Origin of the sequence: Acidovorax sp. Root70 (genome assembly GCF_001428225.1) — a bacterium.
Classification (GTDB): domain Bacteria; phylum Pseudomonadota; class Gammaproteobacteria; order Burkholderiales; family Burkholderiaceae_C; genus Acidovorax.
The window spans coordinates 214,301-240,545 of the sequence record NZ_LMHQ01000029.1 but is presented as its reverse complement, the minus strand read 5'-3'; the positions used below and the strand labels follow the sequence as shown (position 1 = coordinate 240,545).

Here is a 26,245-nt window from a genome sequence, read left to right as displayed (position 1 = left end):
GCAGACCCCCTCATTGCAAGCGGTAAGTCCACCGACCGGCGACACCTTCGCCCGGACCTATTACCTCTGCCTTGCTTTAGGAGTCTTCATGGCCGCTCTGCTCGCCGCTTCCCTGACCACCGTGCTCGTTCTTCACCTCATGGCTTCCGGCGCCCGCTGGTTGTGCCTGGTGGGGATGGGCCTGTTGATCTATGTGTTTCCGCTGCACTTCCTCGTGATCACTCTGATCGCTGCGGGGCTTGTGTACTACCTCGACACCTACCGAAAGAAGTAATCCATGACTTTCCATGACTGCGTTCTGACTGCCGCCACTGCCATCCTGGACCGCGACGTTCCGGTCGAACTCCTGCCTCTGACCATCACCAGCCATGCCGCAGGTCTGCTCGGGTGGGAGGCAGAGCGCCTGGGCGGCCCGGCCTGGGACTGATAGCGACCCCATCACCCCGGGGCAACCGGCCCGACTGCGGCCAACCTGGGCACCTCTTGCCTGCCTCTGGACCCGGCCCTCGCGTGCTGGCGCCGGACGTTGGGCAGTGGGTCTGAGAGCATTCGACAACCTCCCGGAGTGGTGCCGCTTGGTGCTACTCCGGGTGGAGCTCTCATTTTTTTGCTACGCCACATTCTGACAACTGGGTTGCAAATAGAACTCTCCGACGCGGACCCGTAATGCTCCCCTGACTCTTGGCGCAAGACCGCTTTTATTGCACCCCTTTTCAGTCCACAAAGCCATCTGCTTTTCAAAGAAATTATTATCCAAACCCACTTTTGGTTCCAAAGCTCACTCTTGCCTCAAAGCCCCACCTCGCTCCAAACCCACTTTTAGTTCCAAAGCCTATTCTCCCCTCAAAGCCTATTTTCTCCTCCAAGCCCACTCTCGTCTCCAAAGCCTACTCTCTCCTCAAAGCCTACTCTCTCCTCAAAGCCTACTCTCTCCTCAAAGCCTACTCTCTCCTCAAAGCCTACTCTCTCCTCAAAGCCCACTCTCTCCTCAAAGCCCACTCTCTCCTCAAAGCTCGTTTATTCATAAAGACATGCATTCCGCAAAGCCGATTTTCGGATTAACCAACCGACTTAGATAGCGAGCATGTTGTGATCGAAAAAAACTGGAAAAATAATACGTGATGGCATTGACTTTAAATTTTGGCAGCATTTAAAATTCATATTCCCGCAGCTGGTGGGAAAAACGTGATGCAGTGTATGTCACGACAACTGATAGGTGAGAGGTCGCGGCGGTCGGCCTCCCACCCGTTGATAACCATTCATAAGGAAATAATGCCGCAAAATTTGAAGTCCCAGTCGAACGAAAAAATCAGTCAACCAACCCTGACCAACTCAGGTGCGACTGACATGAGCGTTGAGGGAGAGGAGCTGCAGATCTGCGAAGGCGCAGATGCAGAGTGTGCTAACGATGACTCGCTGGATTGCAAGACAGTCCTGGCGCAAGTCATCGAGCGTGCAGCGGGGGGCGATTGCGGAGCCCCTTTTAGCCCAGAGGCTTTGACGGTCTTGTTGCATCTGCGCGATACGGACGCTGCTGAGTTCGTGCGCGTGAGGACACAACTCAAGGAAGCCAACAAAAAAATTCCATTGGCCCACCTGGATCGGGAACTTCGGCAGCACGCGAAGGCGGCTAAAGAGGTGTACCCGTCGCATCATGGCTATGCCAAGGATGCCTTGACCCGCCTTGCTGTGCATGGACACATGCCAGTATCGGTAGGGGGTTGTCTATTCGTGCCCAGCCCGTACTCTGCGCTGTGGAGTGACTGCCCAATGGGCACGCTCGCAAGGCTCACTGCCGAACGCCACGACGGCGGGGAGAACTGTTTTCGGCATGAGGACTACAGCAGCATCGTTTTGCATGCGGTATCCATCGCGTCGGATGAAGCGTTTTTTCAGAAAGCGCCGCTGGGCGTGGCTTGCAAGGACAGCTTTTTCAGCGTACAGGACAACCGGATCCACAAAGACACGCTCAGTCTTTCTCACCGTCAATGCGAAGCGCTCGAATACGAGCCAGCTGACGTGCCGACACCGCTGTTCAACGCGTTGCTGCACGACACATTCAAATCTTCTGTAGCGGGGGAGGAAGAAGAGCAGACGCGCGTCCTTCAAGAGGTGGCGGGGGCCATCATCCTTGGCCTCGGGGCTCGGTATCAAAAGGCGGTCTGCTTTTTTGATCGCTATGGCCGTGCTGGCAAAGGAACAATGCAGTCCATCTTCCAAAAGCTGCTGCCCCTGAATCTGGTATCAGCCGTACCACCCACTCACTGGAGTAGGGAGTACTACGCGGCCAAGCTGTGTGGCAAACGCCTGAACGTCGTGGGGGAGATGCCCGACGACATCACCATTCCAGCAGCGGAATTCAAGAGTGTCCTGGGTGGAGACCAGGTGATTGCGCGCAACCCTGCCGGGCAACCGTTCACGTTTCAGAACAGTGCAATGCATCTGTTCAGCACTAACCACCACATCCCCACGCGGGATCACACCGAGGCTTTTTATGCCCGCTGGCTGCTGATCGATTTTCCGAACAGCCTGCTGAAGTCTGGCCGCACGCCGGATCCGCAACTAGCCCAGCGAATCATCTCGCAGGAGATGTCGGGCATCGCTTACTGGGCGCTTGAGGGGGCCAAGAGACTCTTGGAGCAAGGCCGCTTCTCGTCATCCAAGGCCCACGATCGGCTGATGGCGGAGTGGCGGCGCAGTGCCAGTTCGATTGACGAGTTTCTTCACGAGTGCTGTGCTACGGGCTCCACATTGAAGGTTCGTCGGGCGGCGCTCTATGTGTCCTACAAAGAGTGGTGTCTGGAAAACGGCCGAAAGCCTTTCGCCAAGAGTAAGTTCGCGGACTTGCTTTCGCACAACCTGGCGGTAGATGTGCATCTGTCGGTCCTCGATGGCAATGAGATCTGGCGCGGGATCGACATGAAGTCGGCTACGCCAGCGGCAGCCGGTATCGGGCTGGATCCGCTTATTGACTTTTAACCCTCCCGGACGGGCGGGAGTGGGAAAAGTGGCTTTTTCCCCTGCGGACCTTGGGTAGAGCGGCGGGGCAGCGGGTATCTGCCTGTAACCCCTCTCTATCCCTGGTGTCTCGCTAAGCGGGCTTCACCTGAATGCTCCGGGGCGGGTTCGCAGACTCTGCTCTGTATTCGCAGTTCGCGCTGTCTGACTCTCTGGGATTCGTAGTCCCTGTACACACCACCATCCCATGCACCCGCCTCCATGCTGGGTGTGTGGCCTTCCTATTTCCTATGTATCCCAGAAAGGAATCAGCTTTTGAACCCCTGTGCGCATCCATCAAAGGAGTTCACATGCTCTTTGTCTTCCCGCCTTTATGGCTATCCGTCTTGCGGCGAGCTGGCTGCGGACTCCCACAAACCATCAACTATCAACCAAGGAGGGTCGCATGCCCATCGTTCAACTCAGTGCCCAGTTTGTGAAAGAAGCGGTGTGCCCGCCCGACAAAAAGAAGGTGGACTATTACGACAGCGCCATCAAAGGGTTCATCCTGGAGACCCGTCTCTCCGGGGGTAAGACTTTTCATCTTCGCTATCGGGACAACCACAGCAAGCTGCGCCAGTACAAGATTGGTGATGCTTCGGCCATCAGCTTTGACAAGGCCCGCCAGCAAGCTCAACGCTTGAGGTCGCAGACGGTGCTTGGCGAAAGTCCGATGGAAGGCCGCAAGGCGTTGCGTCAGGTGCCTACTGTTGCTGAATTCGTCACCGACATCTATATCCCGCATATCAAACTGCATCGAAGGAACATTCAGTCCACCCTCAGCTTCCTCAAGCATCACTTGCTGCCCCGCTTCGGTGCCAAACACATGGAGGAAATCACGGCAGACATGATCTCCAAGGCGCAGGAGGATTTGCGGGCTAAGGGCTACTCAGCGGCGCAGGCCGACAAGATGCCTGTCCTGTTCAAGATCATTTTCAATCTGGCCAAGAAGAAAAACACACCCGGCGTGCAATCCAATCCAGCAGCCGACGTGAAACTTTTCAACGCCGACAACGCCAGGGAGCGCTATCTATCCACAGAGGAGACCCTTCGTCTTCAGGAAGCCCTTGAGCGTGGTGAGAATGAGCAGATGAAGTACATCGTCAATCTGCTGCTGATGTTTGGTTGCCGTAAACGCGAGCTGCTGGAGGCCAAGTGGGAGGATTTCGATCTGGAGCGACGCAACTGGCACATTCCCATGTCCAAAAGTGGCAAGCCCCGCAACGTTCCTATTTCCATGAAAGCACTGGAGTTGCTGAAGACACTTCCGCGCTGGAAAGGGTGCCCCTATGTGGTGCCCAACCCGGCGACTAAGAAGCCGTTTGGAAATCTGTACTACCCATGGGAGAAGGTTCGCCAAGCAGCAGGTCTGCCGGATGTGCGCATGCATGATCTGAGGCACACGTTTGCGAGCAACTTAGTCAATTCGGGGCAGCCTATCTTCGTGGTCAGCAAGCTGTTGGGACACACCCAGATCAAAACCACGATGCGATATAGCCATCTTGGCGATGACACTTTGTTGTCGGCAGTCGATATGGCGGCACAGTTGGCCAACCCTGCAGAAAAAGCCCTGAAGAGCGCCCAGACTGTCTAAAATTTAAGCAGCGCTGAAACCACTCGTTGCCCGCCCACTCACGTGGGTTGGGTGGACGGTGGGGCGAAAAGGTGCGCAGTGGGCGGCGCAGAGGGTGTAGTTAGTGAGCCGACCGGGTAGGGCTCACTTTGACCGATTGGGTGGGGTGTGGGTGAGGGTGGAAAAACACCTGAAAAGCCCTAAAAAACTTTTTAAAAACAAAGACTTAGTTTATTGGCTGGAGTTTCAACACCTTCCAGTTCGCCCATGCATACGCGCAAGGCGAAGGCATGAAGCACTACACCGAGATGGTGCAAGAGCCAGAATTCGCAGCACGCGAAAAGGGCTACACCTTCGTGTCGCACCAGCAGGAAGTGGGCGCAGGCTACTTCGACGACGTGACCACGGTGATCCAGGGCGGTTCGTCCTCCGTGAAGGCCCTGACGGGTTCGACCGAAGAAGAGCAGTTCCACTGATCTGCGGGGCTCGGCGCCGCTTTGTTGTGGCGCCAAATGCACTCGACGAAAGCCCGAAGCATCTGCTTCGGGCTTTTTTTCTGGGTGCTGGGGTTAAAATCCATAGAAATTCACTGCACAAGAGCGAGAAAGGCAATCTGGTTATGACACCGCGAACTACATCGGAGATGTTGGCCGGCCTCTGAGGCTGGCTGTTCGCGCCTGCACGAGATTGCACACACCTCCAAAAAGCGCGGACCTGTTCCGCGCTTTTTTGTTTCCGGGGCCTGGCGCGTGCCCGTATCCAATGCACTGATTGCAAAGAAAGAGTTACTCCCATGATTCACATCACGCTTCCCGACGGTTCGCAACGCGAGTTTCCAGGCCCTGTCACGGTGGCCGAAGTAGCCGCCTCCATTGGCTCTGGTCTGGCCAAAGCTGCCTTGGCGGGCAAGATCAGTGACAAGGTGGTGGACACCAGCTACCAGATCACGGCCGACAGTCCGCTGTCCATCGTGACGGCCAAGGATGCAGATGGCCTGGACGTGATCCGGCACTCCACTGCCCACTTGCTGGCGTACGCGGTCAAGGAGCTGTTTCCTGACGCGCAGGTCACCATCGGTCCGGTGATCGAAAACGGCTTCTATTACGACTTTGCCTACAAGCGCCCCTTCACGCCTGAGGACCTGGTGGCCATCGAAAAGCGCATGGCCGAATTGGCGGCCAAGGATGAGCCTGTGGTGCGCCGTGTGTTGCCGCGTGATGAGGCGGTGGCGTACTTCAAGGGTCTGGGTGAGCACTACAAGGCAGAAATCATTGCGAGCATTCCCAGCAATGAAGACGTGAGCCTGTACCGCGAAGGCAATTTCGAAGACCTGTGCCGCGGCCCCCACGTGCCCAGCACGGGCAAGCTCAAGTTCTTCAAGCTGATGAAGGTGGCGGGCGCCTATTGGCGTGGCGACCACCGCAATGAGATGCTGCAGCGGGTGTACGGCACGGCCTGGGCGACCAAGGACGAGTTGCAGCAGTACCTCACGATGCTGGAGGAGGCAGAGAAGCGCGATCACCGCAAGCTGGGTCGCGAGCTGGATCTGTTCCATATCGACGAGCATTCGCCTGGCACGGTCTTCTGGCACCCTAAGGGCTGGACGGTGTGGCAGGAAGTGGAGCAGTACATGCGCCGTGTGTACCGCGACAACGGCTACCAAGAGGTCAAGGGGCCGCAAATCCTGGATCAGGGCCTGTGGGAGAAAACCGGCCACTGGGACAAATACCGCGAGAACATGTTTGTCACGGAATCGGAGAAGCGTGACTACGCGCTCAAGCCGATGAACTGCCCCGGGCACATCATCATCTTCAAGCAAGGCATCAAGAGCTATCGCGACCTGCCGCTGCGTTTTGGCGAATTCGGCCAGTGCCATCGCAATGAGCCCACCGGGGGGCTGCACGGCATCATGCGCGTGCGCGCGTTCACGCAGGACGATGGCCATATTTTCTGTACCGAAGACCAGATTCAGTCGGAAGTGGTGGCCTTCACCACGTTACTGCAGAAGGTCTACAAAGACTTTGGATTCACACACATCATCTACAAGCTGTCCACCCGGCCAGAGAAGCGTATTGGCAGTGAGGAAAGCTGGGACCGCGCCGAAAACGCCTTGGCTGAGGGCCTGCGGGCGTCCGGTTGCGAGTTTGAATACCTGCCTGGCGAAGGCGCGTTCTACGGCCCCAAGATCGAGTACACGCTCAAGGACGCGCTGGGTCGCCCATGGCAATGCGGAACGATCCAGGTCGACCCCAACATGCCAGAGCGCCTGGATGCAGAGTTTGTGGGCGAAGATGGCGACCGCCATCGACCCATCATGCTGCACCGTGCCATCGTGGGTAGCCTTGAGCGCTTCATCGGAATTCTGATCGAGCAGCATGCGGGCGCCTTGCCCACCTGGCTTGCTCCCGTACAGGTTTCTGTGCTCAACATCACGGATGCGCAGTCCGATTACTGTCGTGAAATCGCAGCAAAACTGCAAAAAGCGCTGCCCAATCAAGGCCTTAGGGTGGCCCTGGATCTGCGTAACGAGAAGATTACGTATAAAATACGGGAGCATTCGATGCAAAAGCTGCCCTACATCCTCGTCGCAGGCGATAAGGAAAAGGCGGCGGGAGCCGTTGCAGTACGAGCCCGAGGCAATCGTGACCTCGGCGTGATGTCGGTGGATGCGTTCATTGAATTGATCGCTAACGACATCGCTACCAAAGCCTGATTTTGAACACAAAAACTGCTTTGCCGCTCGCGGTCTGTGCGGATGTAGCTACTTTATTTGTAGCAATTTGATTCAAGGAAGATAGCCATCGCTACTGAATTTCGTGATCGTCGCCACCGGGAAGAGCGCAAGCACCGCCTGAACCGTGAAATCATGGCCCCGGAAGTCCGCCTGTCCGGGCCTGACAACGAGCCTCTGGGTGTTGTCAGCCTCATGGAGGCCTTGCGCATGGCTGGTGAGTTGGACGTGGATCTGGTGGAAATCGCCGCCACGGCAAACCCTCCGGTATGCCGTCTCATGGACTACGGCAAGTTCAAGTACCAAGAGCAAAAGCGTGCGGCAGAAGCCAAAGCCAAGCAGACGGTCATTGAGATCAAGGAAGTCAAGTTCCGTCCCGGTACGGACGATGGCGACTACAACATCAAGATGCGCAATATCCGCCGCTTTCTGGCGGATGGCGACAAGTGCAAGATCACGCTGCGGTTCCGCGGTCGCGAAATCACGCACCAGGAACTCGGCTTGGCTTTGCTGAACCGGATTCGCGACGAGTTGGCAGACAGCATCATCATCGAACAGTTTCCAAAGCTGGAAGGCCGCCAGATGATCATGATGATTGCGCCTGGCAAGAAGAAGCCGGCGGCCAAGCCCGCGGCTGAAGGCGCTGCGCCGGCAGCGGGCGCGGCGGCCTGATCTGTCAGGTAGTTGCAGAGTTTGAGCACTGCGCCCGCGAGGGGGGAGTGCTCGAAAAGGTAGTGCTTTCGAGCATTGCCGAGAGAAGGGCGCGAGCCCTTCGATAAAAGTGGCTCGGGGCCAACAAGTTTGCAGATCGGTTTGCAAACGCCTCACGAGCACAACGAAAAGGAGCATTCACATGCCCAAAATGAAGACCAAGAGCAGCGCGAAAAAACGTTTCCGCGTTCGTCCCGGTGGCACCGTCAAGCGCGGTCAAGCCTTCAAGCGTCACATCTTGACCAAGAAGACCACCAAGAACAAGCGCCACCTGCGTGGTGCAGTTGCTGTGCATGAGACCAACATGGGCTCGATCGCACAAATGCTGCCCGGTGCTGGCCTGTAATTAACGACGAACAAGGAGTACATACATGCCTCGCGTCAAACGTGGTGTAACGGCCCGTGCCCGTCACAAGAAAGTTCTCGCCCTTGCCAAGGGTTTCCGTGGTCGCCGCGGTAACGTCTTCCGTATCGCCAAACAGGCGGTAATGAAGGCTGGGCAGTATGCCTACCGTGACCGCCGCACCAAGAAGCGCGTGTTCCGCCAGTTGTGGATCGCCCGTATCAACGCCGCTGCCCGTGAACTGGGCCTGACCTACAGCCAGTTCGCCAACGGCCTGAAGAAGGCATCCATCGAGATCGACCGCAAGATGCTGGCCGACCTCGCAGTGCACGACAAGGCTGCCTTTGGCAGCATCGTGGAGCAAGTCAAGGCCAAGCTGGCTGCTTGAGTTCACGATGAGCGGCTATCGTTCTGATAGCTGCTTGCGCAATAACAGCAAGGGCTAGGGCTTGAAAAGGCACTAGCCCTTGTTCATTTTCAAGAGTCGATATGAACGAGTTGGATTCCCTGGTCGAGAGCGCGACGCAACTGTTTGCCCAAAGCGCAACCCCTGCTGACCTCGAAAACGCCAAGGCGCAGTTTCTGGGCAAGTCGGGTCGTGTGACCGAGCTGATGAAGGGCATGGCTCAGCTGTCCGTCGAGGAAAAGAAATCCCGCGGTGCAGCCATCAATGTGGCCAAGCAGGCCATTGAGGCCGCGCTGACTGCGCGCCGCCAGGCGCTGGCCGATGCCGAGCTGCAATTGCAACTCAAGGCCGAAGCGCTGGACGTGAGCCTGCCAGGTCGCCAGCGCGGGCAGGGGGGGCTGCACCCCGTGTCCCTCACGCTCGAACGCATCCAGGGGATTTTTGGCTCGATGGGTTTTGACGTCGCCGAAGGCCCGGAGATCGAAACCGACTGGTTCAACTTCACCGCATTGAATACGCCGGAAGACCACCCCGCGCGCTCGATGCATGACACGTTTTACGTGGAGGGCGGCACTGCCACCGCCCCCAACCTGCTTCGCACCCACACCAGCCCCATGCAAATCCGCCATGCGGTGCAGCACGTGAAGAAGCACCGCGCCGCACTGGATGCCGGTCAGTCGATGCCTGAGATCCGCGTGATCGCCCCCGGCCGCACCTACCGTGTGGACAGCGACGCTACACACTCGCCCATGTTCCACCAGTGCGAAGGCCTGTGGATCGGTGAGAACGTGAGCTTCAAGGACCTTAAGGTCATCTTCACGGATTTCTGCCGCACTTTCTTTGAAAGCGACGACCTCGTGTTGCGCTTTCGTCCCAGCTTTTTCCCGTTCACTGAGCCCAGCGCCGAGATCGATATCCAATTCCAGACGGGCCCGCTGGCTGGTCGTTGGCTGGAGGTGGCCGGCTCAGGCCAGGTGCACCCCAACGTGGTGCGCAACATGGGCCTCGACCCCGAGAAGTACATCGGCTTTGCGTTCGGCATGGGGCCAGACCGCCTGACCATGCTGCGTTATGGCGTCAACGACCTGCGCCTGTTCTTTGATGGCGACATCCGTTTCCTGTCGCAGTTCCAGTAAAGCCCACCGATTTCGCGCTGCGCGCGTGCCTGGTGGCCGCGCTCCGCCCCTTTCGAACAAGAGTGTCCGACTATGCAATTTCCTGAATCCTGGTTGCGTGAGTTCTGCAACCCCCCTTTGACGACGGCCGAGCTGGCTGAAACGCTGACCATGGCAGGCCTTGAGGTGGAAGAGCTGCGCCCTGTGGCCCCGCCGTTCACCAAGATCGTGGTGGGTGAGATCAAGGAGGCGGTGCAGCACCCCGACGCCGACCGCCTGCGCGTGTGCCAAGTGGACGTGGGACAGGGTGCCTTGCTCAACATCGTGTGCGGTGCGCCCAATGCACGTGTAGGCATCAAGGTGCCTTGCGCATTGGTGGGCGCCGAACTGCCTCCGGGTGACGATGGCAAGCCGTTTCTCATCAAGGTGGGCAAGCTGCGCGGGGTGGAGAGCCAGGGCATGTTGTGCTCGGCCCGTGAGCTCAAGCTGTCGGAAGACCATGGTGGGCTGCTGGAGCTCGACGCTGCCGCGCCCGTGGGCCAAGACATCCGCACCCACCTGAACCTCGACGACACGCTGTTCACGCTCAAGCTCACGCCCAATCTGGCGCATTGCCTGAGCGTCTATGGCATCGCGCGTGAAGTGTCCGCGCTGACCGGCGTGCCGCTGCAGCAGCCATCGTTTCCTGCAGTGGCCGCAAAGCTGTCCGACAAGCTGTCGGTCAAGGTGAGCGCGCCCGACCTGTGCGGGCGTTTCTCCGGCCGCATCGTGCGCCACGTGAATACGCGGGCCGCCACGCCCCAGTGGATGCTGGACCGCCTGGCCCGTTGCGGTCAGCGTGGCGTGTCGCCGCTGGTGGACATCTCCAATTACGTGATGTTCGAACTGGGTCGCCCTTCGCACATTTTCGATTTGGACAAGATCCATGGAGGCCTGGACGTGCGCTGGGGCAAGCCGGGCGAGCAACTCAAGCTGCTCAATGGCAACACCATCACCGTGGACGACAAGGTGGGTGTGATCGCAGATGACAGCCAGGTCGAATCGCTGGCGGGCATCATGGGCGGTGACGCTACGGCGGTGTCTGACGATACCCGGCACATCTACATCGAAGCCGCCTTCTGGTGGCCCAAGGCAGTGGCGGGCCGCTCGCGCCGGTTCAACTTTTCAACGGATGCCGGTCACCGCTTTGAGCGTGGCGTGGACCCGAGCCTCACGGTGGAGCACATCGAGCGCATCACCCAGCTTGTCATCGACATCTGCGGTACGCCCGACACAGCCTGTGGTCCCATGGATGATCAGGCCGTGAACCTGCCTGCATCGCAGTCCGTCACGCTGCGCGTGGCGCGCGCTGCCAAGGTCATCGGTATGCCGCTGACGCAGGTGCAGTGCGCAGACGCCTTGCAGCGCCTGGGTCTGCCGGTGGTGCAGGGCGATGGCACGCTCACGGTCACGCCGCCCTCGTTCCGTTTTGACATCACCATCGAGGAAGACCTGATTGAAGAGGTCGCCCGCATGGTCGGCTACAACAACCTGCCGACTACGCCGCCTTTGGCCCCCATCACGCCCAAGCTGGCGCTGGAGGCTACGCGCAGCCCGTTTGCGGTGCGCCGTTCGCTGGCAGCGCTGGGCTACCAGGAAACGATCAACTTCAGCTTTGTGGAAGAGCGGTGGGAGCATGGGCTGGCCGCCAATCCCCAGCCCATCAAGCTGCTGAACCCGATTGCCAGCCAGATGAGCGTAATGCGCTCGACTTTGTTGGGTTCTCTGCTACAAGTTTTGAAGTTCAACCTCGACCGCAAGGCCGAGCGGGTGCGTGTTTTTGAACTGGGCCGCGTGTTCCTGCGCGATGGCAGCGTGCGCAATACCGACACCACGGTGGACGGCTTTCACCAGCCCATGCGCGTGTCCGGCCTGGCCTACGGTCCGAACGACATGCTCCAGTGGGGGCGCAAGGACCAGGCCATCGATTTCTTCGATGTGAAGGGCGACGTGGAAGCCCTGCTGGCACCTTTGCGGGCGACGTTCGAGCCCGGCAGCCATCCCGCAATGCATCCCGGCCGCTGTGCACGCGTGCTGATCGGCGGGCGCGCCGTTGGTTTCGTGGGTGAACTGCATCCGCAGTGGCGCCAGTCGTGGGATCTGCCGCTCGCACCGGTGATGTTTGAGCTGGAGCTTGACGCGGTGCTGCAGCGTGTGGTGCCCCAGTTCAAGCCTGTGACCAAACACCAAGCTGTCGAGCGCGACCTGGCAGTGGTGGTGGCCGAGCGTGTAACGCATGCGGACATCGTGGGTGCGGTTGAGCAGGCGGTTCCAGGCGGCATGCTGCGCTCTGCGGTGCTGTTTGACGTATACCGGCCAAAGGCGCTGCGTGCGGGTGAAGAGGCTCCCGCAGGGGGCTTGGCACCCGGCGAGAAGAGTCTGGCCGTGCGCCTGACTCTGGGGCGCGACGAGGCCACGCTCACCGAGGCTGAAATCGACGCGGCAATGCAATCCGTGATCACGCAGCTGACGCAGCGCACGGGCGCCCGTCTGCGGGTTTGATGATGTCCACAGGGAGCGACCGACCATGATCGAATTCGCAGTCGAAAGCCTGGAAACACCGGCACTGACCAAGGCGCAATTGGCGGATCTGTTGTTCGATCAGATCGGCCTGAACAAGCGCGAGTCCAAGGACATGATCGACGCCTTCTTCGACCTGATTGCCCAGAGCCTGGTTGAAGGCAAGGATGTGAAGCTGTCGGGGTTTGGCAACTTTCAGATCCGCACTAAAGCACCTCGCCCCGGGCGCAATCCGCGTACCGGAGAGGCCATTCCCATCAAGGCGCGCCGCGTCGTGACTTTTCATGCCAGCAGCAAGCTCAAGGAGCAGATTCAGACGGCAGCCGTTGCGTGAATTTGTACCGTTTCTGTTGCCAAGATGTTCTTGGTGGCTGGCGGTGCAGGCTGGTCTGCAGTACCCTTGAAAGCTTTCCCGTTTGAATTCGCATCTCATGGGCACCACCCTCCCTTCCATCCCCGCCAAACGATACTTCACGATTGGTGAGGTCGCGGAGCTGTGCGGCGTCAAGCCGCACGTGTTGCGTTACTGGGAGCAGGAGTTCACGCAGCTGCGACCGATGAAGCGGCGTGGCAACCGGCGCTATTACCAGCACCATGAGGTGCTGATGATTCGCCGTATCCGTGACCTGCTGTACGACCAAGGCTTCACCATCAGCGGGGCGCGCAATCGTCTGCAAGAACTCGCGCATCCGTCGCGGGAGGGGGCAACGGGCTCTGATGAATCGGCGATGGCTCAGGACGCCGAGCTACCCAGCATGCTGGTGGACAACGCGCGTGACCTTTCTATCGTCGCAACGGGATTTTCCCTGGACTCCAATGCAGTGCGCCAAGAATTATTTGAAATTCGTGCACTACTTTCTCTGAACTGAGCTTTTTTCTGCATATAATCTAAGTCTTGTCGGCGTGTAGCGCAGCCTGGTAGCGCACTTGCATGGGGTGCAAGGGGTCGCGAGTTCGAATCCCGCCACGCCGACCATTGATAGCAAAAGCCCAGAGCCGAAAGGTTCTGGGCTTTTTTGCTTTTCCCTCCGCGCTGATTTTGCTGACCTCGGTATCGCTGGTTGGTGGCGGCGCCTGCTGCGCCATGGTCAGCTGCGTTTCCGCGCCGGCAACGCAGCGGTGTCAGGCGCCTTGGCAGGTGCGTCAGCTGGGCGCTGATGGCTGGCCCGCCGCGGTGGGGGGCGACAACAGCCCGCTATGGGCACGGAGACCTCATGATTGATGGATTGGTGGCTGGACGGCTATACGGTGAAGCGGAGCGCCGCACAGACAAAGCGGGCAAGGTCTACACCTTGGCAAAGGTGCGAGCCAGCACGGCAGAGGGCGAAGTGCTTTTCATCAACGTCATTGCCTTTGACGAGGACCTTTGCGCATCCCTTCACCAGCTGCGCGATGGTGATTCGGTGGCGTTGTCTGGCGGTCTCAACCCCCGTGTCTGGACTGACAAGCAAGGCAACGTCAGACCGGCGCTCGATATGGTGGCGCACCGCCTGATCGGCTTGCCGGCCTGCGGCCGGTAGGATTAGGCTCGAACCTTGCCCCGCTCACATTGTCCCGCCGTGTGCGGTGCAGAGGGCCTGCGTGCGGGGCGAGCGCAGGCTTAGCCGGTCTTTCGAGTGTTGTCTTTTGTAGGGGTTGTAAAACCCAGTGCCTTGAGCTCGTCCTCGCTCATGTGTAGTTCCGTCAATTCGGGCTGACGTGCCTCGATGGCCCGTCGCCGCTCGAAATTGGTGGGGGGGCCTTTTTCTTCCTGGCGGCGATCCTTGCCGGTACGGCGGTCCGGGCTGCCTCTGCGTTCGACGCTCATGATGGTGGGTGGTGGTGGAAGGGTTGAGGGGACTTTGGTGAGCTACTTGTCGGCGGTGGATGGAGCGTCCTGCGGCGGCAGGCAGAGGTAAATAGTCTGCCTCAGTTGCAGATGTTTGCAAACACGTAAGCTGCCATTCGCGCGCCCCTGGATGCGCGAGAGGTTGCCGCCGGTGGATGGAGTGGTGCCCTATTGGTTGCGGCACGACTACTGCAGACAGGCTTTAGCGTCGTGAAGGCCAACAAAAAAAGCCCTGACTCTTGCGAATCAGGGCTTTCTATTTGGTGCCGGAGAGATGAATCGAACACCCGACCTTCTCATTACGAATGAGCTGCTCTACCGACTGAGCTACACCGGCTTAGCCTCGAATTATAGCGTGGAATGGTAGCTGGTCACGCGCTCAACTTCATTTTTTGAGCCAAGGATCACGCTCACGCGTTCGTGCAACTGGGTGGGCTGGATGTCGAGGATGCGTTGCTTGCCGTTGGTGGCAGCACCACCCGCCTGCTCGACCAGCCAGCCCATGGGGTTGGCTTCGTACATCAGGCGCAGCTTGCCGGGCTTGTTGGGCTCGCGCTTGTCCCAGGGGTACATGAAGACGCCGCCACGGGTCAGGATGCGGTGCACGTCGGCCACCATGCTGGCAATCCAGCGCATGTTGAAGTCCTTGCCGCGCGGGCCTTCCTTGCCTTGCAGGCATTCGTCGATGTAGCGCTTCACGGGCTCGTCCCAGTGGCGCATGTTGCTCATGTTGATCGCGAATTCCTTGGTGTCCTCGGGGATGCGCACGTTCTCCTCGGTCAGCACGAAGGAGCCTTGTTCGCGGTCGAGCGTGAACATGGCCACGCCGTCGCCCACGGTGAGCACCAGGGTGGTCTGCGGGCCGTAGATGCAGTAGCCTGCGGCCACTTGCTGCGTGCCGGGCTGCAGGAAGTCGCCTTCCTCCACACCCCGGTCGCCATCGGGCTTCTTCAGCACGCTGAAGATGGTGCCGATGCTCACGTTCACATCGATGTTGCTGGAGCCATCGAGGGGATCGAACAGCAGCAGGTATTCGCCTTGCGGGTAGCGGTTGGGCACCAGGTAGATGCCGTCCATTTCTTCGGATGCCATGGCCGCCAGGTGGCCGCCCCATTCGTTGGCCTCGATCAGCACCTCGTTGGCGATGATGTCGAGCTTTTTCTGGATCTCGCCCTGCACGTTTTCGCTGCTGGCCGTGCCCAGTACGCCGCCCAGCGCACCTTTGTTCACGGCGTGGCTGATGCTTTTGCAGGCGCGCGCCACCACTTCGAGCAGCAGGCGCAGCTGCGAGGGGATGAGGCCGTCCACCCGTTGCTGCTCAACGAGGTAGCGGGTCAGGCTGATGCTTTTTGCCATGTCAGTCTCTTCTCGGTCGTGGTTTATTCGGCGAGTGCGCGGGTCACCACCTCGCGCACATCGTTGGACAGGTCGGGCTTGGCAGCGACGCGTGCGATGGCCTCGCGGGCGGCGCTGCGCCACGGGTCTGCCAGCTTCTTCCAGCGGTCGAGCGCGCGCGCGAGGCGGGCGGCGACCTGCGGGTTGATGGCGTCCAGCTCGATCACGCGATCGCTCCAGAACACGTAGCCCGCAGCGTCCTGCCGGTGGAAGGCGCCGGGGTTGGCACTGCAGTAGCTGAAGATCACGCTGCGCGCACGGTTGGGGTTCTTCAGGCTGAAGTCCGGGTGCGACATGAGCTGGCGCACAGAGGGCAGCACGTTACCGCCCCGATCTGGCGCACCGGCCTGCAGCGCAAACCACTTGTCGATGACCAGCGGCTCGTCCTTGAATATCGCATGGAAGCGCGCCAGGGCAGGTGCCGCCAGTTCGCTGCCACTGGCCACCAGGGCCGTCAGGGCGTTGAAGCGGTCCGTCATGTTGCCTGCCACCTTGAAGCGCTGGTAGGCCTTGCCAGGCCACACCACATCGCCTGTCTTCTGCGCGGCAATGCACAGCATGTGCAGCGCCAGGCCGCTGAGCGCGCGGCGGCCGGAGGAGACGGGGTCGGGGCGGTAGCCGCCGGTGTCCTGGTTCTGTTCCCAGACGGTTTCCCAGTCGGCCTGCAGTGCTAGCGCCAGCTCTTCGCGCATGGCTTCGCGTACCGCGTGGATGCGCTGAGGGTCCGCCACATCCAGCTGCTCGGCGATGTAGGTTTCGGAGGGCAGGGTGAGCACCAGCTCCTTGAACGCTGCATCCAGGGCTGGGTTGCGCAGCACGCTGCGCATGGCTTCCACAAACTCTGCAGACAGGATGGTTTGGTCAAATCGGCCGTTAGCGCCGGTTTTATATGCCTCATTAGCTATTGTATTAATAGCAATTCGCAGTGCCAGGCGCTGGCCTGCTTCCCAGCGGTTGAAGGCGTCGGCATCGTGCGCCAGCAGGGTGAGCAACTGCGCATCGGTGTAGTCGATGTCCAGCACCACGGGCGCGCTGAAGCCGCGCAGCAGCGAGGGCACGGGTTCGGCGTCCAGGTTGGTGAAGGTCAGGGTCTGCGACGCCTCGGTGAGCACCACCACGCGCGAGGTGGTGTGGGCTGCACCTTCTGCTGCGCCTTCGCCCGCAAGGTGCAAGGGCAGGGCGGCACCGGCGGTGGCGTCGATCAGGCCCAGCTCGACCGGGATGACGAAGGGCTGCTTCTCGCTCTGCCCAGGCGTAGGGGCGCAGCTTTGCGACAGGGTGAGGGCGTAGCAGCGCGTGGCGGCGTCGTAGCGGCCCGTGGCGCGCACGCGGGGCGTGCCGGCCTGGCTGTACCAGCGCTTGAACTGCGCAAGGTGCTGCGTGAGCGGGCTGCCCGGGTTGGCATCGGCGATGGCTTGCACAAAGTCGTCGCAGGTCACGGCCTGGCCGTCGTGGCGTTCAAAGTACAGCTTCATGCCCTTGGCAAAGCCTTCGCGGCCCACCAGGTTGTGCTGCATGCGCACGACCTCGGCACCCTTTTCGTAGATGGTGACGGTGTAGAAGTTGTTGATCTCGACGTAGCTGTCAGGTCGCACCGGGTGGGCCATGGGGCCGGCGTCTTCAGGGAACTGGGCGGTGCGCAGCACGCGCACGTCTTCGATGCGCTTGACGGCGCGGGCCGACGGGCTGCCGGCCAGGTCCATGCTGAATTCCTGGTCGCGAAAGACGGTGAGGCCTTCCTTCAGACTCAGCTGGAACCAGTCGCGGCAAGTCACGCGGTTGCCTGTCCAGTTGTGGAAGTACTCGTGGCCGACCACGCTTTCGATGTTGGCAAAGTCGGTGTCGGTGGCTGTGGATTCGCTGGCCAGAACGTACTTCGTGTTGAAGATGTTCAGGCCCTTGTTCTCCATGGCGCCCATGTTGAAGTCGCTGGTGGCGACGATCATGAAGCGCTCCAGGTCCAGCGGCAGGCCGAAGCGGGCTTCGTCCCAGGCCACGCTGTACATCAGCGAGTTCATGGCATGTTCGGTCTTGCCCAGGTCGCCCGGACGCACGTAAACCTGCAGCAGGTGGTCGGTGCCCGAGCGGCTCTTGATCTTCTGCTCGCGGGCCACCAGCTTGCCCGCCACCAGGGCGAACAGGTAGCAGGGCTTCTTGTGCGGGTCGACCCACTTCGCAAAGTGGCGGCCGTCTTCCAGGTCCCCGCTGTCCACCAGATTGCCGTTGCTCAGCAGCACCGGGTACTGGGCCTTGTCGGCGCGCAGCGTGACGGTGTAGCTGGCCATCACGTCCGGGCGGTCCAGGAAGTAGGTGATGCGGCGGAAGCCCTCGGCCTCGCACTGCGTGAAGAAGGTGCCCTGGCTCACGTACAGGCCCATGAGCTGCGTGTTCTTGGCGGGGCAGCAGGTGGTGAAGATCTCCAGCGCGAAAGGCTCGGAGCCTTCAGGCAGGTTCTCCAGCACCAAGCGGGTGCCTTCCATCTTGAACGAGGTGCCCTGGCCGTTGACGAGCACGCGCGCCAGGTTCAGGTCGTCACCGTCGAGCTTGAGCGGCTGCGCGGCCACGTCGGGGTTGCGGCGCAGCGTCATGCGGTTGAGCACGCGCGTCTTGGCCGGGTCCAGGTCGAAGGTCAGCTCGACGCTGTCGATCCAGTAGGCGGGGGAGGTGTAGTCCTCGCGGCGGATGGCGATGGCCGGGGCCGCGCCGTCTCCGCTTCCGTCGGCTTTATGCAGTTGCAACATGGATGCTCTCCAGAAAGTCGGTGTTCATGAGTTCGGTGTAGTCGCGCACGGCCGCCAGCACATGGGGCCCGGCCAGTTGCTCGGGCGTGTGGGTGCTGCAGATGGCCACGGCGCGCATGCCCGCGCGGCGCGCGGCCTCAATGCCAAAGGGTGCATCTTCAAAAACAATGCAGTGCGCCGGGTCGGCTGCAATGCGGCGCGCGGCTTCCAGAAAGATGGCGGGCTGTGGCTTGCCGGGCAGGCCCTCGTCGCCGCGCACGATCGCTTGTGGCGCGGGCTCCAGGCCGAGGTGGCCCAGGGCGAATTCCACGTTGCCGATGTCGCCCGCCGTGCCCACGGCCACCTTGAGGCCACGGGCACGCACCTGCGCCGCGAACTGGCGAAACCCGGCCACTTCGGAGAAGCGCGGTGCGAACAGCTCGCGGTAGATGGTTTCTTTTTCGTGCGTCAGCGCGTCGGCCTCGTCCTGCGATACAGGGCGGCCCAGCAGTTCCACGATGCACTCGGTGCCATTGCGGCCCGTGGTGCGGGCCATGAGATCAGGCACGTCGATGTCCATGCCCCGGCGGCGAGCAAACTCGACCCACGCCTGGGCGTGCCAGGGCATGGAGTCGATCATGGTGCCGTCCATGTCGAAGATGATGGCGTCGGTGCGCATCCGCATCGCTCAGACGCCTTGCTTCAACGAAGCTTCGATGAAAGCGTCCAGATCGCCGTCCAGCACCTTCTGCGTGGCCGAGATTTCGACGTTGGTGCGCAGGTCCTTGATGCGGCTGTTGTCCAGCACGTAGCTGCGGATCTGGTGGCCCCAGCCCACATCGGTCTTGGTGTCTTCCAGCTTCTGCTGCTCTTCCATGCGCTTGCGCATCTCGAAGTCATACAGGCGGCTGCGCAGGCGCTGCCATGCCACGTCGCGGTTGCTGTGCTGGCTGCGGCCGTCCTGACACTGCACCACGATGCCGGTGGGGATGTGCGTCAGGCGCACGGCCGAGTCGGTCTTGTTGATGTGCTGGCCGCCCGCGCCCGATGCGCGGAAGGTGTCGGTGCGCACGTCGGCCGGGTTGATGTTGATCTCGATGGAGTCGTCGATCTCGGGATACACGAACAGCGACGCAAACGAGGTGTGGCGGCCACCCGAGCTGTCGAACGGGCTCTTGCGCACCAAGCGGTGCACACCGGTTTCGGTGCGCAGCAGGCCGAAGGCGTATTCACCCTCGATCTTGATCGTGGCGCTCTTGATGCCGGCCACGTCGCCCGGGGTTTCTTCTTCGACCGTGGCCTTGAAGCCCTTGCGTTCGGCGTATTTGAGGTACTGGCGCAGCAGCATGCTGGCCCAGTCGCAGGCCTCGGTACCACCAGCGCCTGCCTGAATGTCCACAAAGCAGTTGAGCGGGTCCGCCTCGTTGCGGAACATGCGGCGGAACTCCAGCTCTTCCACCGCCGCGCGCATGGTGGCGGCTTCCGACTCGATGGTCAAAAGGCCGGCTTCATCGCCTTCCTCTTTGCTCATCTCATACAGCTCGGCGTTGTCGGCCAGATCGCGGGTGAGCTTGTCGAGCGTGACCACCACGCTGGAGAGCGATTTTTGTTCCTTGCCCAGCTCCTGGGCCTTCTTCGGATCGTTCCAGACCGAAGGGTCTTCCAGCGAAGCGTTTACCGTGCGCAGGCGTTCGAATTTGGCATCGAAGTCAAAGATACCTCCGTAACTCTTGCGTGCGCAGAGCCAGGTCGCTGAGGGTAGTGCCGATGAGGTTGATGCGTTCTGCGTCCATGATTCTTGTCCTGGGTGTTCTGTGGAATAACCCGCGATTTTCTCATGGGATGGGTAAGAGCCCCACCAATGCCCTTTGTGCCGGGCGGTCGCCGGACTGGAGCATGAAGTCCGGTGGGTAGTCCGCCTGGAGGATATCAAAAATGATAGCTACTCAGGCAAGATCCACTAGCGCTTTAAGGCGCCAGGGCTCTCAATTGCCTCAGGCAGCATCCAAAAACGATTCGATCAGCTGGGCCACCTGCTCCGGCTGGTCATGGTGCAGCATGTGCCCCGCGTCTTGCACGACGGCCGTGCTACAGGTGCGCACATGGGTGAGGCGCTGGTGGTATTCGTCCAAGGTGTAGCGGCCGTTCCACCACTGGCCCAGGCTGTCGCCACTGGCCTCGATGGCCAGCACGGGGGCGGTAATGCGCTCGTAGATGGCCAGCGCCTCGTCCGCGCGATACAGCTGCGCGCTGGTGATCTTGTGGGCGGGGTCGCCCAGGATTTCCCACTGCCCTTGCGCGTTGGGCCGTGCCCAGTGCTGGGCCAGCCATTGGGCCTTGTCCTCGGACAGGCGGGGGTTGGTCTTCATCAGGCGGCGGGCCACGCCGTCGGCGCTGTCATAGGTCTTGAGTTCCTTGGTGCCCTGGTGCAGCTGCTTGATTTCGTCGATCCACTGCGCGTAGCGCGTGGGCGCCTGTGCAGGGCGCGTGGCGGGCAGGCCAAAGCCTTCCAGGTTGACGAGCTTGCGCACCCGCTCGGGCCGCACGCCGCCGTACATCATGGCCACGTTGCCGCCCATGCTGTGGCCCACCAGGTCGATGGCCTCGCCGGGCGCGTAGTGGTCCAGCAGCAGGTCCAGGTCGGCCAGGTAGTCGGCAAACACATAGTGGTCCACCGGTGCACCGGTAGTCAGACCAAAGCCGCGCCAGTCCGGTGCGATGATGCGGCGCGATTGGCGCAGCGCATCCACCGTGAACTGGTAAGAGGCACTGACGTCCATCCAGCCGTGCAGGAGCACCAGCGTGGGCAGGTCGCTGTGCTCGGGGCCCCAGTGGCGGACGTGGTAGTTGAGATGCCGCAGCGCCAGTGTGCTGCTGCGCGAGGGGGTGTGAACTTGGTACATGCTGCGCCAATGTTACGTTGCCGTCGCGCTGGCGGGGCGCCCTGCGGTGTCACCAAGGAGTCCGGCGCCCGGCAGGTTTTGGCGATCGCTTGTACCATCGCCAGCCGGGGTCGCAGCAGGCCCTGTTTCCTTTTCCACCATCTGGAGCCTTCACCGCATGAATACCGTCCGCTTGGGTCAGAGTGACCTGCTTGTCACCCCCATTTGCCTGGGCACCATGACCTTCGGCGAGCAGGTCAACGAGGCCGACTCGCATGCCATCCTGAGCCAGTCGCTTGCGCGCGGCGTGAACTTCATCGACACGGCCGAGATGTATGCCGTGCCCGCCCGGGCCGAGACCTTTGGCGCCACCGAAACCATCATCGGCAACTGGTTTGCCAAGAACCCCGGCGCGCGCCAGAAACTGGTGGTGGCCACCAAGGTGGCGGGCCCATCGCGTGGCATGCCCTGGGTGCGCGAGGGCAAGGGCATGACCCCGGCCGACATCGTGGCGTCGTGCGACGCCAGCCTGCGCCGCCTGCAGACCGATGTGATTGACCTCTACCAGATCCACTGGCCCGAGCGTCATGTGCCTGCGTTTGGCAACCTGTATTACGACCCTGCCAAGGAAACGTCGCAAACCCCCATTCACGAGCAGCTGGAAGCGCTGGCCGGGCTGGTGAAGGCCGGCAAGGTGCGCTACATCGGTCTGTCGAACGAAACCCCCTACGGCGTGCACGAATTCGTGCGCCTAGCCGAGCAGCATGGCTTGCCGCGTGTCGCCACCGTGCAGAACCCGTACTGCCTCATCAACCGCACCTGGGAAAACGGGCTGGATGAAACCTGCCACCGCCTGGATGTGTCTCTGCTGGCCTATTCGCCTCTGGGCTTTGGCCTGCTGACGGGCAAGTATGACGAAAGCGGCATCACCGGCCCCCACGCTCCCCAGGGTGCGCGCATTGCATCGTATGAATCGGTCCGCAAACAGCGCTGGGGCCGCCCCGAGGCGCTGGAGGCATCGCGCCGCTACAACGCACTGGCCCGCGCCAACGGCATGACGCCCACGCAGATGGCGCTGGCGTTCTGCTACACCAAGTGGCAAGTGGCCAGCACCATCATCGGCGTGACGTCGGTGGCGCAGCTGGAGGAAGACCTGAATGCCTGGGGCACGACTCTCTCGCCCGAGGTGCTGAAGGCCATCGATGCGATCCGCTGGGAGCTGCGCGACCCTGCTTTGTGACCGGGGCAGGGCGTGGCCCTGCGCATCGGCGAGAACAAAAAAGGGGCCGTGCAGGCCCCTTTGTTTTTTGCGAGTTTGTGCGCGCTGCGGTCAGGCAGTGGCCTCCTGCCGAGTGGTGCGTCCTTCAGTCCACGGCGTCCCTTGGGGCTCACCCAGGTCCCAGAACAACCCGGCCATCACCGCCAGACCTTCTCGTGCCACGGGTGCCAGCAAATGCTCGTTGGGCGCATGCTGGGCGCAAGCGGGATACGAGTGGGGCACCCACAGTGTGGGCAGGCCCAACTGGTCGGCAAAGATGTCGTTGGGCAGCGATCCTGCCAGGTTGGGCAGCAGCGTGGCGGGCTGGCCGGCGCTGGCCTGCAACGAGGCCATCGTCCAGTCCACCCAGGGGTTGTGCAGATCGAGCCGCGTGGCGCCGCAGTGCATGCCCATAGTGATTTCGACCTGGCTGAAGCCATGTGCGTCCAGGTGCTCGCGCAGCGTGGCCTGTACGTTCTGCCAATCGGTGCCCACCACAAACCGCAGCTGGCAGTGCGCCACGGCCTGTGCAGGGATGGCATTGATGGGCCGCTGCGCGTTGCCCGCGCCCAGCGCCAGCACCTCCAGCGTGTTCCAGCCCACCAGCTGCTCGGCGGGGGTGAGGCCGGGCTCGCCCCAGCCGGGCGTGAGCGCGGGGTCATCGGCACCGGAGCCAATTACCACTTCCTGGAGGGCCGTGCGCAGCTTGTCGGGCACCGCAGGCGGCAGCAGGCCTTTGACGAGGATGCGGCCCTTCGAGTCCACCAGCGTGGCCAGCGCGTGGGTGAGCACCGTGGCCGGGTTGGCCAGCACGCCGCCCCAATTGCCCGAGTGGTAGGCCTTGTCGCGACTGCGCACGGCGAGCGAGAAATTGATCGCACCGCGCGATCCCAAAAACAGGGTGGGGTGGCCCGCATTCACACGGGGGCCGTCGCTGGCCACGAACAGGTCGGCCTTCAATGCATCGCGGTGTTGCTCGCAGAAGGCGCCCAGGCCGGGTGAGCCCGCTTCTTCGCCCATCTCCATGAGCAGCGTCACGTTGTAGCCCAGGCGGCCGCCCCGGGCCTCGATGGTGCGGGCCAGTGCGGCCAGGCTCACGGTGTGCTGGCCCTTGTTATCGGCCGTGCCCCGGCCGTACCAGCGCTCGCCTTCGATGGTCAGCTCCCAGGGCGAGAGGCCTTCGCGCCATTGCGCGTCCTGCCCGTTGACCACGTCGCCGTGGCCGTAGGTGAGCACGGTGGGCAGCGCAGGGTCTTCCACACGGCGGGCCACCAAAAAGGGGCCGCCTTGCGGTGAGGGGTTGTCGAGCACCTCACATGCAAAACCCAGGGGCGTGAGCCAGGGCACCATTTCGTCGGTGAGGTAGGCGCGCAGTTCGGGCGGCACCTTGCCGGTGTCGCTTTCGGTGCGCCAGGCCACACGGCGGCGCAGGTCGGTGGCAAAACGGCCCTCGTCAAAGTAGCGCTGGACGTCTTGAATGAGTTGTTGGCGGTTCATCGTGCAGGTCCTGTTCCGGTGTTCGTCAGTCCACCACGATCTTGGCGCGATGGGCCAGCGCGCGGTAGCGGCCGATCTCGTCATCGATCATGGCGCGCGTGGCCACGGGGCCCAGGTGCACGGGTTCCATGCCCTGGGTGCGCATTTGTTCCTGCAGGCCACTGTCGCGGGTGACAGCTTCCACCTCGGTCACCAGCTTGCGGATGACGGACGGTGGCGTCTTGGCGGGGGCGGCGATGGCGTACCACGCGTCGAACACGGCGTCGGGCAGCTTGAGTTCCTCCACCGTGGGCACCCCTGGCAGCATGCTGGAGCGCGACTTGCCTGCAATGGCCAGGGCGCGCAGCTTGCCGGCCTTCACCTGCGGCGCCGCAGCGGCCACGGTGTCGATGCCCAACTGGATTTCACCGCCCATGAGGGCGATCAGCGACTGGCTGCTGCCCCGGTAAGGCACGTCCTGCAACTGGATGCCCGCAGCCTGCTCCAGCAGCGCGCCTGCCAGGTGCGGGCCGGAGCCCGAGCCGAAGGTGGCGTAGTGGATGCTCTTGGGCTTGGCCTTGGCTGCTGCGATCAGCGCATTCAGGTCTTTGTAGGGCGCGCTGGCGCTGACGACCAGCACCAGCGGCGCCCGGGCCACGGTGGCCACGGGCACCAGGTCCTTGGCCGGGTCATAGGGCAGCTTGCTGCGCAGCGCCGGGTTGACCGTATAGCTGGTGGAGCCGGAAACCAGCAGTGTGTAACCGTCCGGGTCGGCGCGCACCACGGCTTCGGTGCCGATGATGGTGGAGGCGCCCGGCTTGTTGTCGACCACCACCCCCGTGCCCAGGCGGCCAGCCAGCTTCTGTGCCAGCGCGCGTGCCACCACGTCGGTGCCGCCGCCGGGCGGGAAGGGCACCACCATGCGCACCGGACGCTGCGGCCACGCGTCGGTAGGGGGCGTAGTCTGGGCCGAGGCCAGGCTGGCATGACCGGCAAACACTGCCAGGGCGGCAGACAGGAAAGTGGCTCGAACAAGGCGTTTCATGCGGACTCCGGTGGTAGGGCCCTGGCGGCGGGCGCGTGGCTCCATGAGGCCACGCGGCGCCCGTGCCAGGGCATGGGTGAATTGGAGCCTCAAGCCATGCAAGATGGATGCTGGTTTACCATTGCTTGGAATAGAGATTTGGCAATTCACCATTGCCTTTTTGCGATTTTTAGACCATGCCTGTTTCATTGCTCAGCCTGCCCTTGCGCTACTTTCTGGAGGTGGCGCGCACCGGTTCCGTCAACCAGGCGGCGCAGCGCCTGCATGTGGCCGCTTCGGCGGTGAGCCGCCAGCTGGGCAAGCTGGAAGACAGCCTGGGCGTGGTGCTGTTCGAGCGCCAGGCCCGGGGTATGACGCTGACCGAGGCAGGCACCCGGCTGCTGGCCCACGCCAGCGCGCACGACGCGCAGGCGCTGGAGCTGGTCGAACAATTGCAGGATCTGTCCGCCCAAGGTGCCCTTCGGGTGCGGCTGGCGTGTACCGAAGGGTTTGCGGCAGCCTTCATGCCGCTGGTCATGGCGGGGTTTCGGCAGGCACACCCCCAGGTGCAGCTGCAGTTGCAGGTGGCCGTGCCGCAAGAGGTGTCGGCCCTGGTGCTGCGCGGTGAGGCCGATCTGGCGCTGAAGTACAGCACGGCGCCCGAAAAGGGCTTGCAGGTACTGCACTCGGCCATCGCACCCATTTACGCCGTCATGCCCGCGCAGCACCCGCTGGCGCGCCAGCGCAGTGTGAGCGTGGCCGACGTGGTGCGCTACCCCCTGCTGCTGGGCGCCGCCAACACCACCGGGCGGCAGCTGTTTGACCTGAGCTGTGCGGTGCAGGGCCTGCGCTATGTGCCCGCCGTGGAGAGCAATTTCTCGTCGGCCCTGCTGCCGCTGCTGAGCGGGCAGGACGTGGTGCTGGCCAGCTACCTCACGGCGGCGCGCTGGGTGGAGGCGGGCCTGCTGGCAGCCCGGCCGTTTGACGAGGCACAGCTGCAGCAGCGCCGCCTTCAGGTGCTGGCGGCCGAGGGGCGCATTCAGTCCACGCTGGTGCAGCAGTTCACGCAGGCGCTGGTGGTCGCCATCGAGGAATACGGCAAACGCAAGGTAGGGCGGCGCCGCAAGGCCGCCGCGGCGCCTGCTCAGGTGTTCTGACACATCGCCGCAGGTTCCAGTGCGCTCACATTTCGATACGGATACCATCGGTGCCGTATCCGCACCACAC

The 26,245-nt window shown here is 61.9% G+C and carries 24 protein-coding genes, 2 tRNA genes and 1 pseudogene; 17 read left to right on the top strand and 10 right to left on the bottom strand.

Translation table 11 applies throughout. The features are described from left to right. The first annotated feature begins 88 nt into the window (after nucleotides 1–88). Both ASD94_RS17635 and ASD94_RS23710 read left to right on the top strand, forming a co-directional pair. Nucleotides 89–274, top strand: a complete 186-nt coding sequence (locus tag ASD94_RS17635) for a hypothetical protein (protein WP_056645559.1) — start codon at nucleotides 89–91, stop codon at nucleotides 272–274. 3 nt (nucleotides 275–277) lie between these two features. Next, entirely contained in the window at nucleotides 278–427 is a 150-nt protein-coding gene (locus tag ASD94_RS23710) for a hypothetical protein (RefSeq protein WP_156391468.1), read from the top strand. Nucleotides 428–843: 416 nt separating this feature from the next. Here ASD94_RS23710 and ASD94_RS23705 read toward each other — a convergent pair whose 3' ends face one another. Then, on the bottom strand, nucleotides 844–999 hold the full coding sequence (locus ASD94_RS23705) for a hypothetical protein (RefSeq protein WP_156391467.1): 156 nt from the start codon (nucleotides 997–999) through the stop codon (nucleotides 844–846). Between the two features lie 273 nt (nucleotides 1,000–1,272). Between ASD94_RS23705 and ASD94_RS17625 the strand changes: the two genes are divergently transcribed. The 13 genes and pseudogenes from ASD94_RS17625 (at nucleotide 1,273) to ASD94_RS17565 (ending at nucleotide 13,955) form a co-directional block, all read left to right on the top strand. Continuing rightward, nucleotides 1,273–2,979, top strand: a complete 1,707-nt coding sequence (locus tag ASD94_RS17625; protein WP_162255832.1) for a phage/plasmid primase, P4 family — start codon at nucleotides 1,273–1,275, stop codon at nucleotides 2,977–2,979. Nucleotides 2,980–3,403: 424 nt separating this feature from the next. Further along, nucleotides 3,404–4,591, top strand: a complete 1,188-nt coding sequence (locus tag ASD94_RS17620; RefSeq protein WP_056645550.1) for a site-specific integrase — start codon at nucleotides 3,404–3,406, stop codon at nucleotides 4,589–4,591. 212 nt (nucleotides 4,592–4,803) lie between these two features. Next, a pseudogene (locus ASD94_RS17615) lies at nucleotides 4,804–5,046 on the top strand (isocitrate lyase); the annotation flags it as partial. Between the two features lie 317 nt (nucleotides 5,047–5,363). Continuing rightward, complete coding sequence (gene thrS, locus ASD94_RS17610; protein ID WP_056645545.1) at nucleotides 5,364–7,283, top strand: threonine--tRNA ligase; 1,920 nt, start codon at nucleotides 5,364–5,366, stop codon at nucleotides 7,281–7,283. 81 nt (nucleotides 7,284–7,364) lie between these two features. Next, nucleotides 7,365–7,973 (top strand): translation initiation factor IF-3, encoded by a 609-nt coding sequence (gene infC, locus ASD94_RS17605; protein WP_082576925.1) that lies wholly within the window; start codon nucleotides 7,365–7,367, stop codon nucleotides 7,971–7,973. A 181-nt stretch (nucleotides 7,974–8,154) separates the two neighbouring features. Continuing rightward, entirely contained in the window at nucleotides 8,155–8,358 is a 204-nt protein-coding gene (rpmI, locus tag ASD94_RS17600; protein WP_056645539.1) for a 50S ribosomal protein L35, read from the top strand. 25 nt (nucleotides 8,359–8,383) lie between these two features. Next, nucleotides 8,384–8,743, top strand: a complete 360-nt coding sequence (gene rplT / locus ASD94_RS17595) for a 50S ribosomal protein L20 (RefSeq protein ID WP_005795139.1) — start codon at nucleotides 8,384–8,386, stop codon at nucleotides 8,741–8,743. Between the two features lie 101 nt (nucleotides 8,744–8,844). Beyond that, nucleotides 8,845–9,897: a phenylalanine--tRNA ligase subunit alpha gene (pheS, locus tag ASD94_RS17590; protein WP_056645537.1), complete on the top strand. Its 1,053-nt coding sequence runs from the start codon at nucleotides 8,845–8,847 to the stop codon at nucleotides 9,895–9,897. 72 nt (nucleotides 9,898–9,969) lie between these two features. Then, nucleotides 9,970–12,417, top strand: coding sequence for a phenylalanine--tRNA ligase subunit beta (gene pheT, locus ASD94_RS17585; RefSeq protein ID WP_056645534.1), 2,448 nt, complete (start codon nucleotides 9,970–9,972; stop codon nucleotides 12,415–12,417). A gap of 25 nt (nucleotides 12,418–12,442) precedes the next feature. After that, complete coding sequence (locus ASD94_RS17580) at nucleotides 12,443–12,769, top strand: integration host factor subunit alpha (RefSeq protein ID WP_056063789.1); 327 nt, start codon at nucleotides 12,443–12,445, stop codon at nucleotides 12,767–12,769. Nucleotides 12,770–12,866: 97 nt separating this feature from the next. Beyond that, nucleotides 12,867–13,304 (top strand): MerR family transcriptional regulator, encoded by a 438-nt coding sequence (locus ASD94_RS17575; RefSeq protein ID WP_056645531.1) that lies wholly within the window; start codon nucleotides 12,867–12,869, stop codon nucleotides 13,302–13,304. Nucleotides 13,305–13,334: 30 nt separating this feature from the next. Then, a tRNA-Pro gene (locus ASD94_RS17570) sits at nucleotides 13,335–13,411 on the top strand. A 238-nt stretch (nucleotides 13,412–13,649) separates the two neighbouring features. Beyond that, a complete protein-coding gene (locus tag ASD94_RS17565; protein WP_056645529.1) occupies nucleotides 13,650–13,955 on the top strand; it encodes a single-stranded DNA-binding protein in 306 nt (101 codons plus the stop codon). A gap of 80 nt (nucleotides 13,956–14,035) precedes the next feature. On the opposite strand, the gene ASD94_RS23360 is transcribed toward ASD94_RS17565, so the two are convergent. The 7 genes from ASD94_RS23360 to ASD94_RS17535 all read right to left on the bottom strand — a co-directional run bounded on the left by ASD94_RS23360 (nucleotide 14,036) and on the right by ASD94_RS17535 (nucleotide 21,281). After that, a complete protein-coding gene (locus tag ASD94_RS23360) occupies nucleotides 14,036–14,242 on the bottom strand; it encodes a hypothetical protein (RefSeq protein ID WP_082576924.1) in 207 nt (68 codons plus the stop codon). Nucleotides 14,243–14,524: 282 nt separating this feature from the next. After that, nucleotides 14,525–14,600 (bottom strand) — tRNA-Thr (locus ASD94_RS17560). An 11-nt stretch (nucleotides 14,601–14,611) separates the two neighbouring features. Next, nucleotides 14,612–15,619 carry a class 1 fructose-bisphosphatase gene (locus tag ASD94_RS17555; protein ID WP_056063775.1) on the bottom strand — a complete coding sequence of 336 codons (1,008 nt, stop codon included), beginning with the start codon at nucleotides 15,617–15,619 and terminating at the stop codon, nucleotides 14,612–14,614. Nucleotides 15,620–15,642: 23 nt separating this feature from the next. Further along, nucleotides 15,643–18,399 (bottom strand): aminopeptidase N, encoded by a 2,757-nt coding sequence (pepN, locus tag ASD94_RS17550; protein WP_056645526.1) that lies wholly within the window; start codon nucleotides 18,397–18,399, stop codon nucleotides 15,643–15,645. Beyond that, on the bottom strand, nucleotides 18,383–19,057 hold the full coding sequence (locus tag ASD94_RS17545; RefSeq protein ID WP_043565428.1) for an HAD family phosphatase: 675 nt from the start codon (nucleotides 19,055–19,057) through the stop codon (nucleotides 18,383–18,385). Before ASD94_RS17545 ends, pepN begins: the two co-directional genes overlap by 17 nt. A gap of 9 nt (nucleotides 19,058–19,066) precedes the next feature. Next, nucleotides 19,067–20,171, bottom strand: a protein-coding gene (gene prfB, locus ASD94_RS17540) for a peptide chain release factor 2 (protein ID WP_099730502.1) whose coding sequence is annotated in 2 segments (ribosomal slippage) — nucleotides 19,067–20,089 and nucleotides 20,091–20,171 — 1,104 coding nt in all. Because the reading frame shifts where the segments join, the coding sequence is not laid out codon by codon here. 201 nt (nucleotides 20,172–20,372) lie between these two features. Further along, nucleotides 20,373–21,281 carry an alpha/beta fold hydrolase gene (locus ASD94_RS17535; protein ID WP_056645524.1) on the bottom strand — a complete coding sequence of 303 codons (909 nt, stop codon included), beginning with the start codon at nucleotides 21,279–21,281 and terminating at the stop codon, nucleotides 20,373–20,375. Between the two features lie 157 nt (nucleotides 21,282–21,438). Between ASD94_RS17535 and ASD94_RS17530 the strand changes: the two genes are divergently transcribed. Continuing rightward, on the top strand, nucleotides 21,439–22,500 hold the full coding sequence (locus ASD94_RS17530; protein WP_056645521.1) for an aldo/keto reductase: 1,062 nt from the start codon (nucleotides 21,439–21,441) through the stop codon (nucleotides 22,498–22,500). A gap of 90 nt (nucleotides 22,501–22,590) precedes the next feature. On the opposite strand, the gene ASD94_RS17525 is transcribed toward ASD94_RS17530, so the two are convergent. Beyond that, nucleotides 22,591–24,015: a M20 family metallopeptidase gene (locus tag ASD94_RS17525; protein WP_056645519.1), complete on the bottom strand. Its 1,425-nt coding sequence runs from the start codon at nucleotides 24,013–24,015 to the stop codon at nucleotides 22,591–22,593. A gap of 25 nt (nucleotides 24,016–24,040) precedes the next feature. After that, nucleotides 24,041–25,039: a tripartite tricarboxylate transporter substrate binding protein gene (locus tag ASD94_RS17520; protein ID WP_056645517.1), complete on the bottom strand. Its 999-nt coding sequence runs from the start codon at nucleotides 25,037–25,039 to the stop codon at nucleotides 24,041–24,043. A 176-nt stretch (nucleotides 25,040–25,215) separates the two neighbouring features. Here ASD94_RS17520 and ASD94_RS17515 point away from each other — a divergent pair, with 176 nt between their 5' ends. Further along, on the top strand, nucleotides 25,216–26,175 hold the full coding sequence (locus ASD94_RS17515) for a LysR family transcriptional regulator (protein WP_056645513.1): 960 nt from the start codon (nucleotides 25,216–25,218) through the stop codon (nucleotides 26,173–26,175). Nucleotides 26,176–26,245 lie beyond the last annotated feature (70 nt).

Excerpts from the sequence above, each read along its gene's own strand:
- ASD94_RS17575 (WP_056645531.1), top strand. The coding sequence starts at position 12,867 with ATGGGCACCACCCTCCCTTCCATCCCCGCCAAACGATACTTCACGATT.
- thrS (WP_056645545.1), top strand. The coding sequence starts at position 5,364 with ATGATTCACATCACGCTTCCCGACGGTTCGCAACGCGAGTTTCCAGGC.
- rpmI (WP_056645539.1), top strand. The coding sequence starts at position 8,155 with ATGCCCAAAATGAAGACCAAGAGCAGCGCGAAAAAACGTTTCCGCGTT.
- pheS (WP_056645537.1), top strand. The coding sequence starts at position 8,845 with ATGAACGAGTTGGATTCCCTGGTCGAGAGCGCGACGCAACTGTTTGCC.
- pheT (WP_056645534.1), top strand. The coding sequence starts at position 9,970 with ATGCAATTTCCTGAATCCTGGTTGCGTGAGTTCTGCAACCCCCCTTTG.
- rplT (WP_005795139.1), top strand. The coding sequence starts at position 8,384 with ATGCCTCGCGTCAAACGTGGTGTAACGGCCCGTGCCCGTCACAAGAAA.
- ASD94_RS17620 (WP_056645550.1), top strand. The coding sequence starts at position 3,404 with ATGCCCATCGTTCAACTCAGTGCCCAGTTTGTGAAAGAAGCGGTGTGC.
- ASD94_RS17515 (WP_056645513.1), top strand. The coding sequence starts at position 25,216 with ATGCCTGTTTCATTGCTCAGCCTGCCCTTGCGCTACTTTCTGGAGGTG.
- ASD94_RS17555 (WP_056063775.1), bottom strand. The coding sequence starts at position 15,619 with ATGGCAAAAAGCATCAGCCTGACCCGCTACCTCGTTGAGCAGCAACGG.
- ASD94_RS17625 (WP_162255832.1), top strand. The coding sequence starts at position 1,273 with ATGCCGCAAAATTTGAAGTCCCAGTCGAACGAAAAAATCAGTCAACCA.
- ASD94_RS17545 (WP_043565428.1), bottom strand. The coding sequence starts at position 19,057 with ATGCGCACCGACGCCATCATCTTCGACATGGACGGCACCATGATCGAC.
- ASD94_RS17580 (WP_056063789.1), top strand. The coding sequence starts at position 12,443 with ATGATCGAATTCGCAGTCGAAAGCCTGGAAACACCGGCACTGACCAAG.
- ASD94_RS17520 (WP_056645517.1), bottom strand. The coding sequence starts at position 25,039 with ATGAAACGCCTTGTTCGAGCCACTTTCCTGTCTGCCGCCCTGGCAGTG.
- ASD94_RS23710 (WP_156391468.1), top strand. The coding sequence starts at position 278 with ATGACTTTCCATGACTGCGTTCTGACTGCCGCCACTGCCATCCTGGAC.
- ASD94_RS17635 (WP_056645559.1), top strand. The coding sequence starts at position 89 with ATGGCCGCTCTGCTCGCCGCTTCCCTGACCACCGTGCTCGTTCTTCAC.
- pepN (WP_056645526.1), bottom strand. The coding sequence starts at position 18,399 with ATGTTGCAACTGCATAAAGCCGACGGAAGCGGAGACGGCGCGGCCCCG.
- ASD94_RS17525 (WP_056645519.1), bottom strand. The coding sequence starts at position 24,015 with ATGAACCGCCAACAACTCATTCAAGACGTCCAGCGCTACTTTGACGAG.
- ASD94_RS17565 (WP_056645529.1), top strand. The coding sequence starts at position 13,650 with ATGATTGATGGATTGGTGGCTGGACGGCTATACGGTGAAGCGGAGCGC.
- ASD94_RS17530 (WP_056645521.1), top strand. The coding sequence starts at position 21,439 with ATGAATACCGTCCGCTTGGGTCAGAGTGACCTGCTTGTCACCCCCATT.
- ASD94_RS23360 (WP_082576924.1), bottom strand. The coding sequence starts at position 14,242 with ATGAGCGTCGAACGCAGAGGCAGCCCGGACCGCCGTACCGGCAAGGAT.
- ASD94_RS17535 (WP_056645524.1), bottom strand. The coding sequence starts at position 21,281 with ATGTACCAAGTTCACACCCCCTCGCGCAGCAGCACACTGGCGCTGCGG.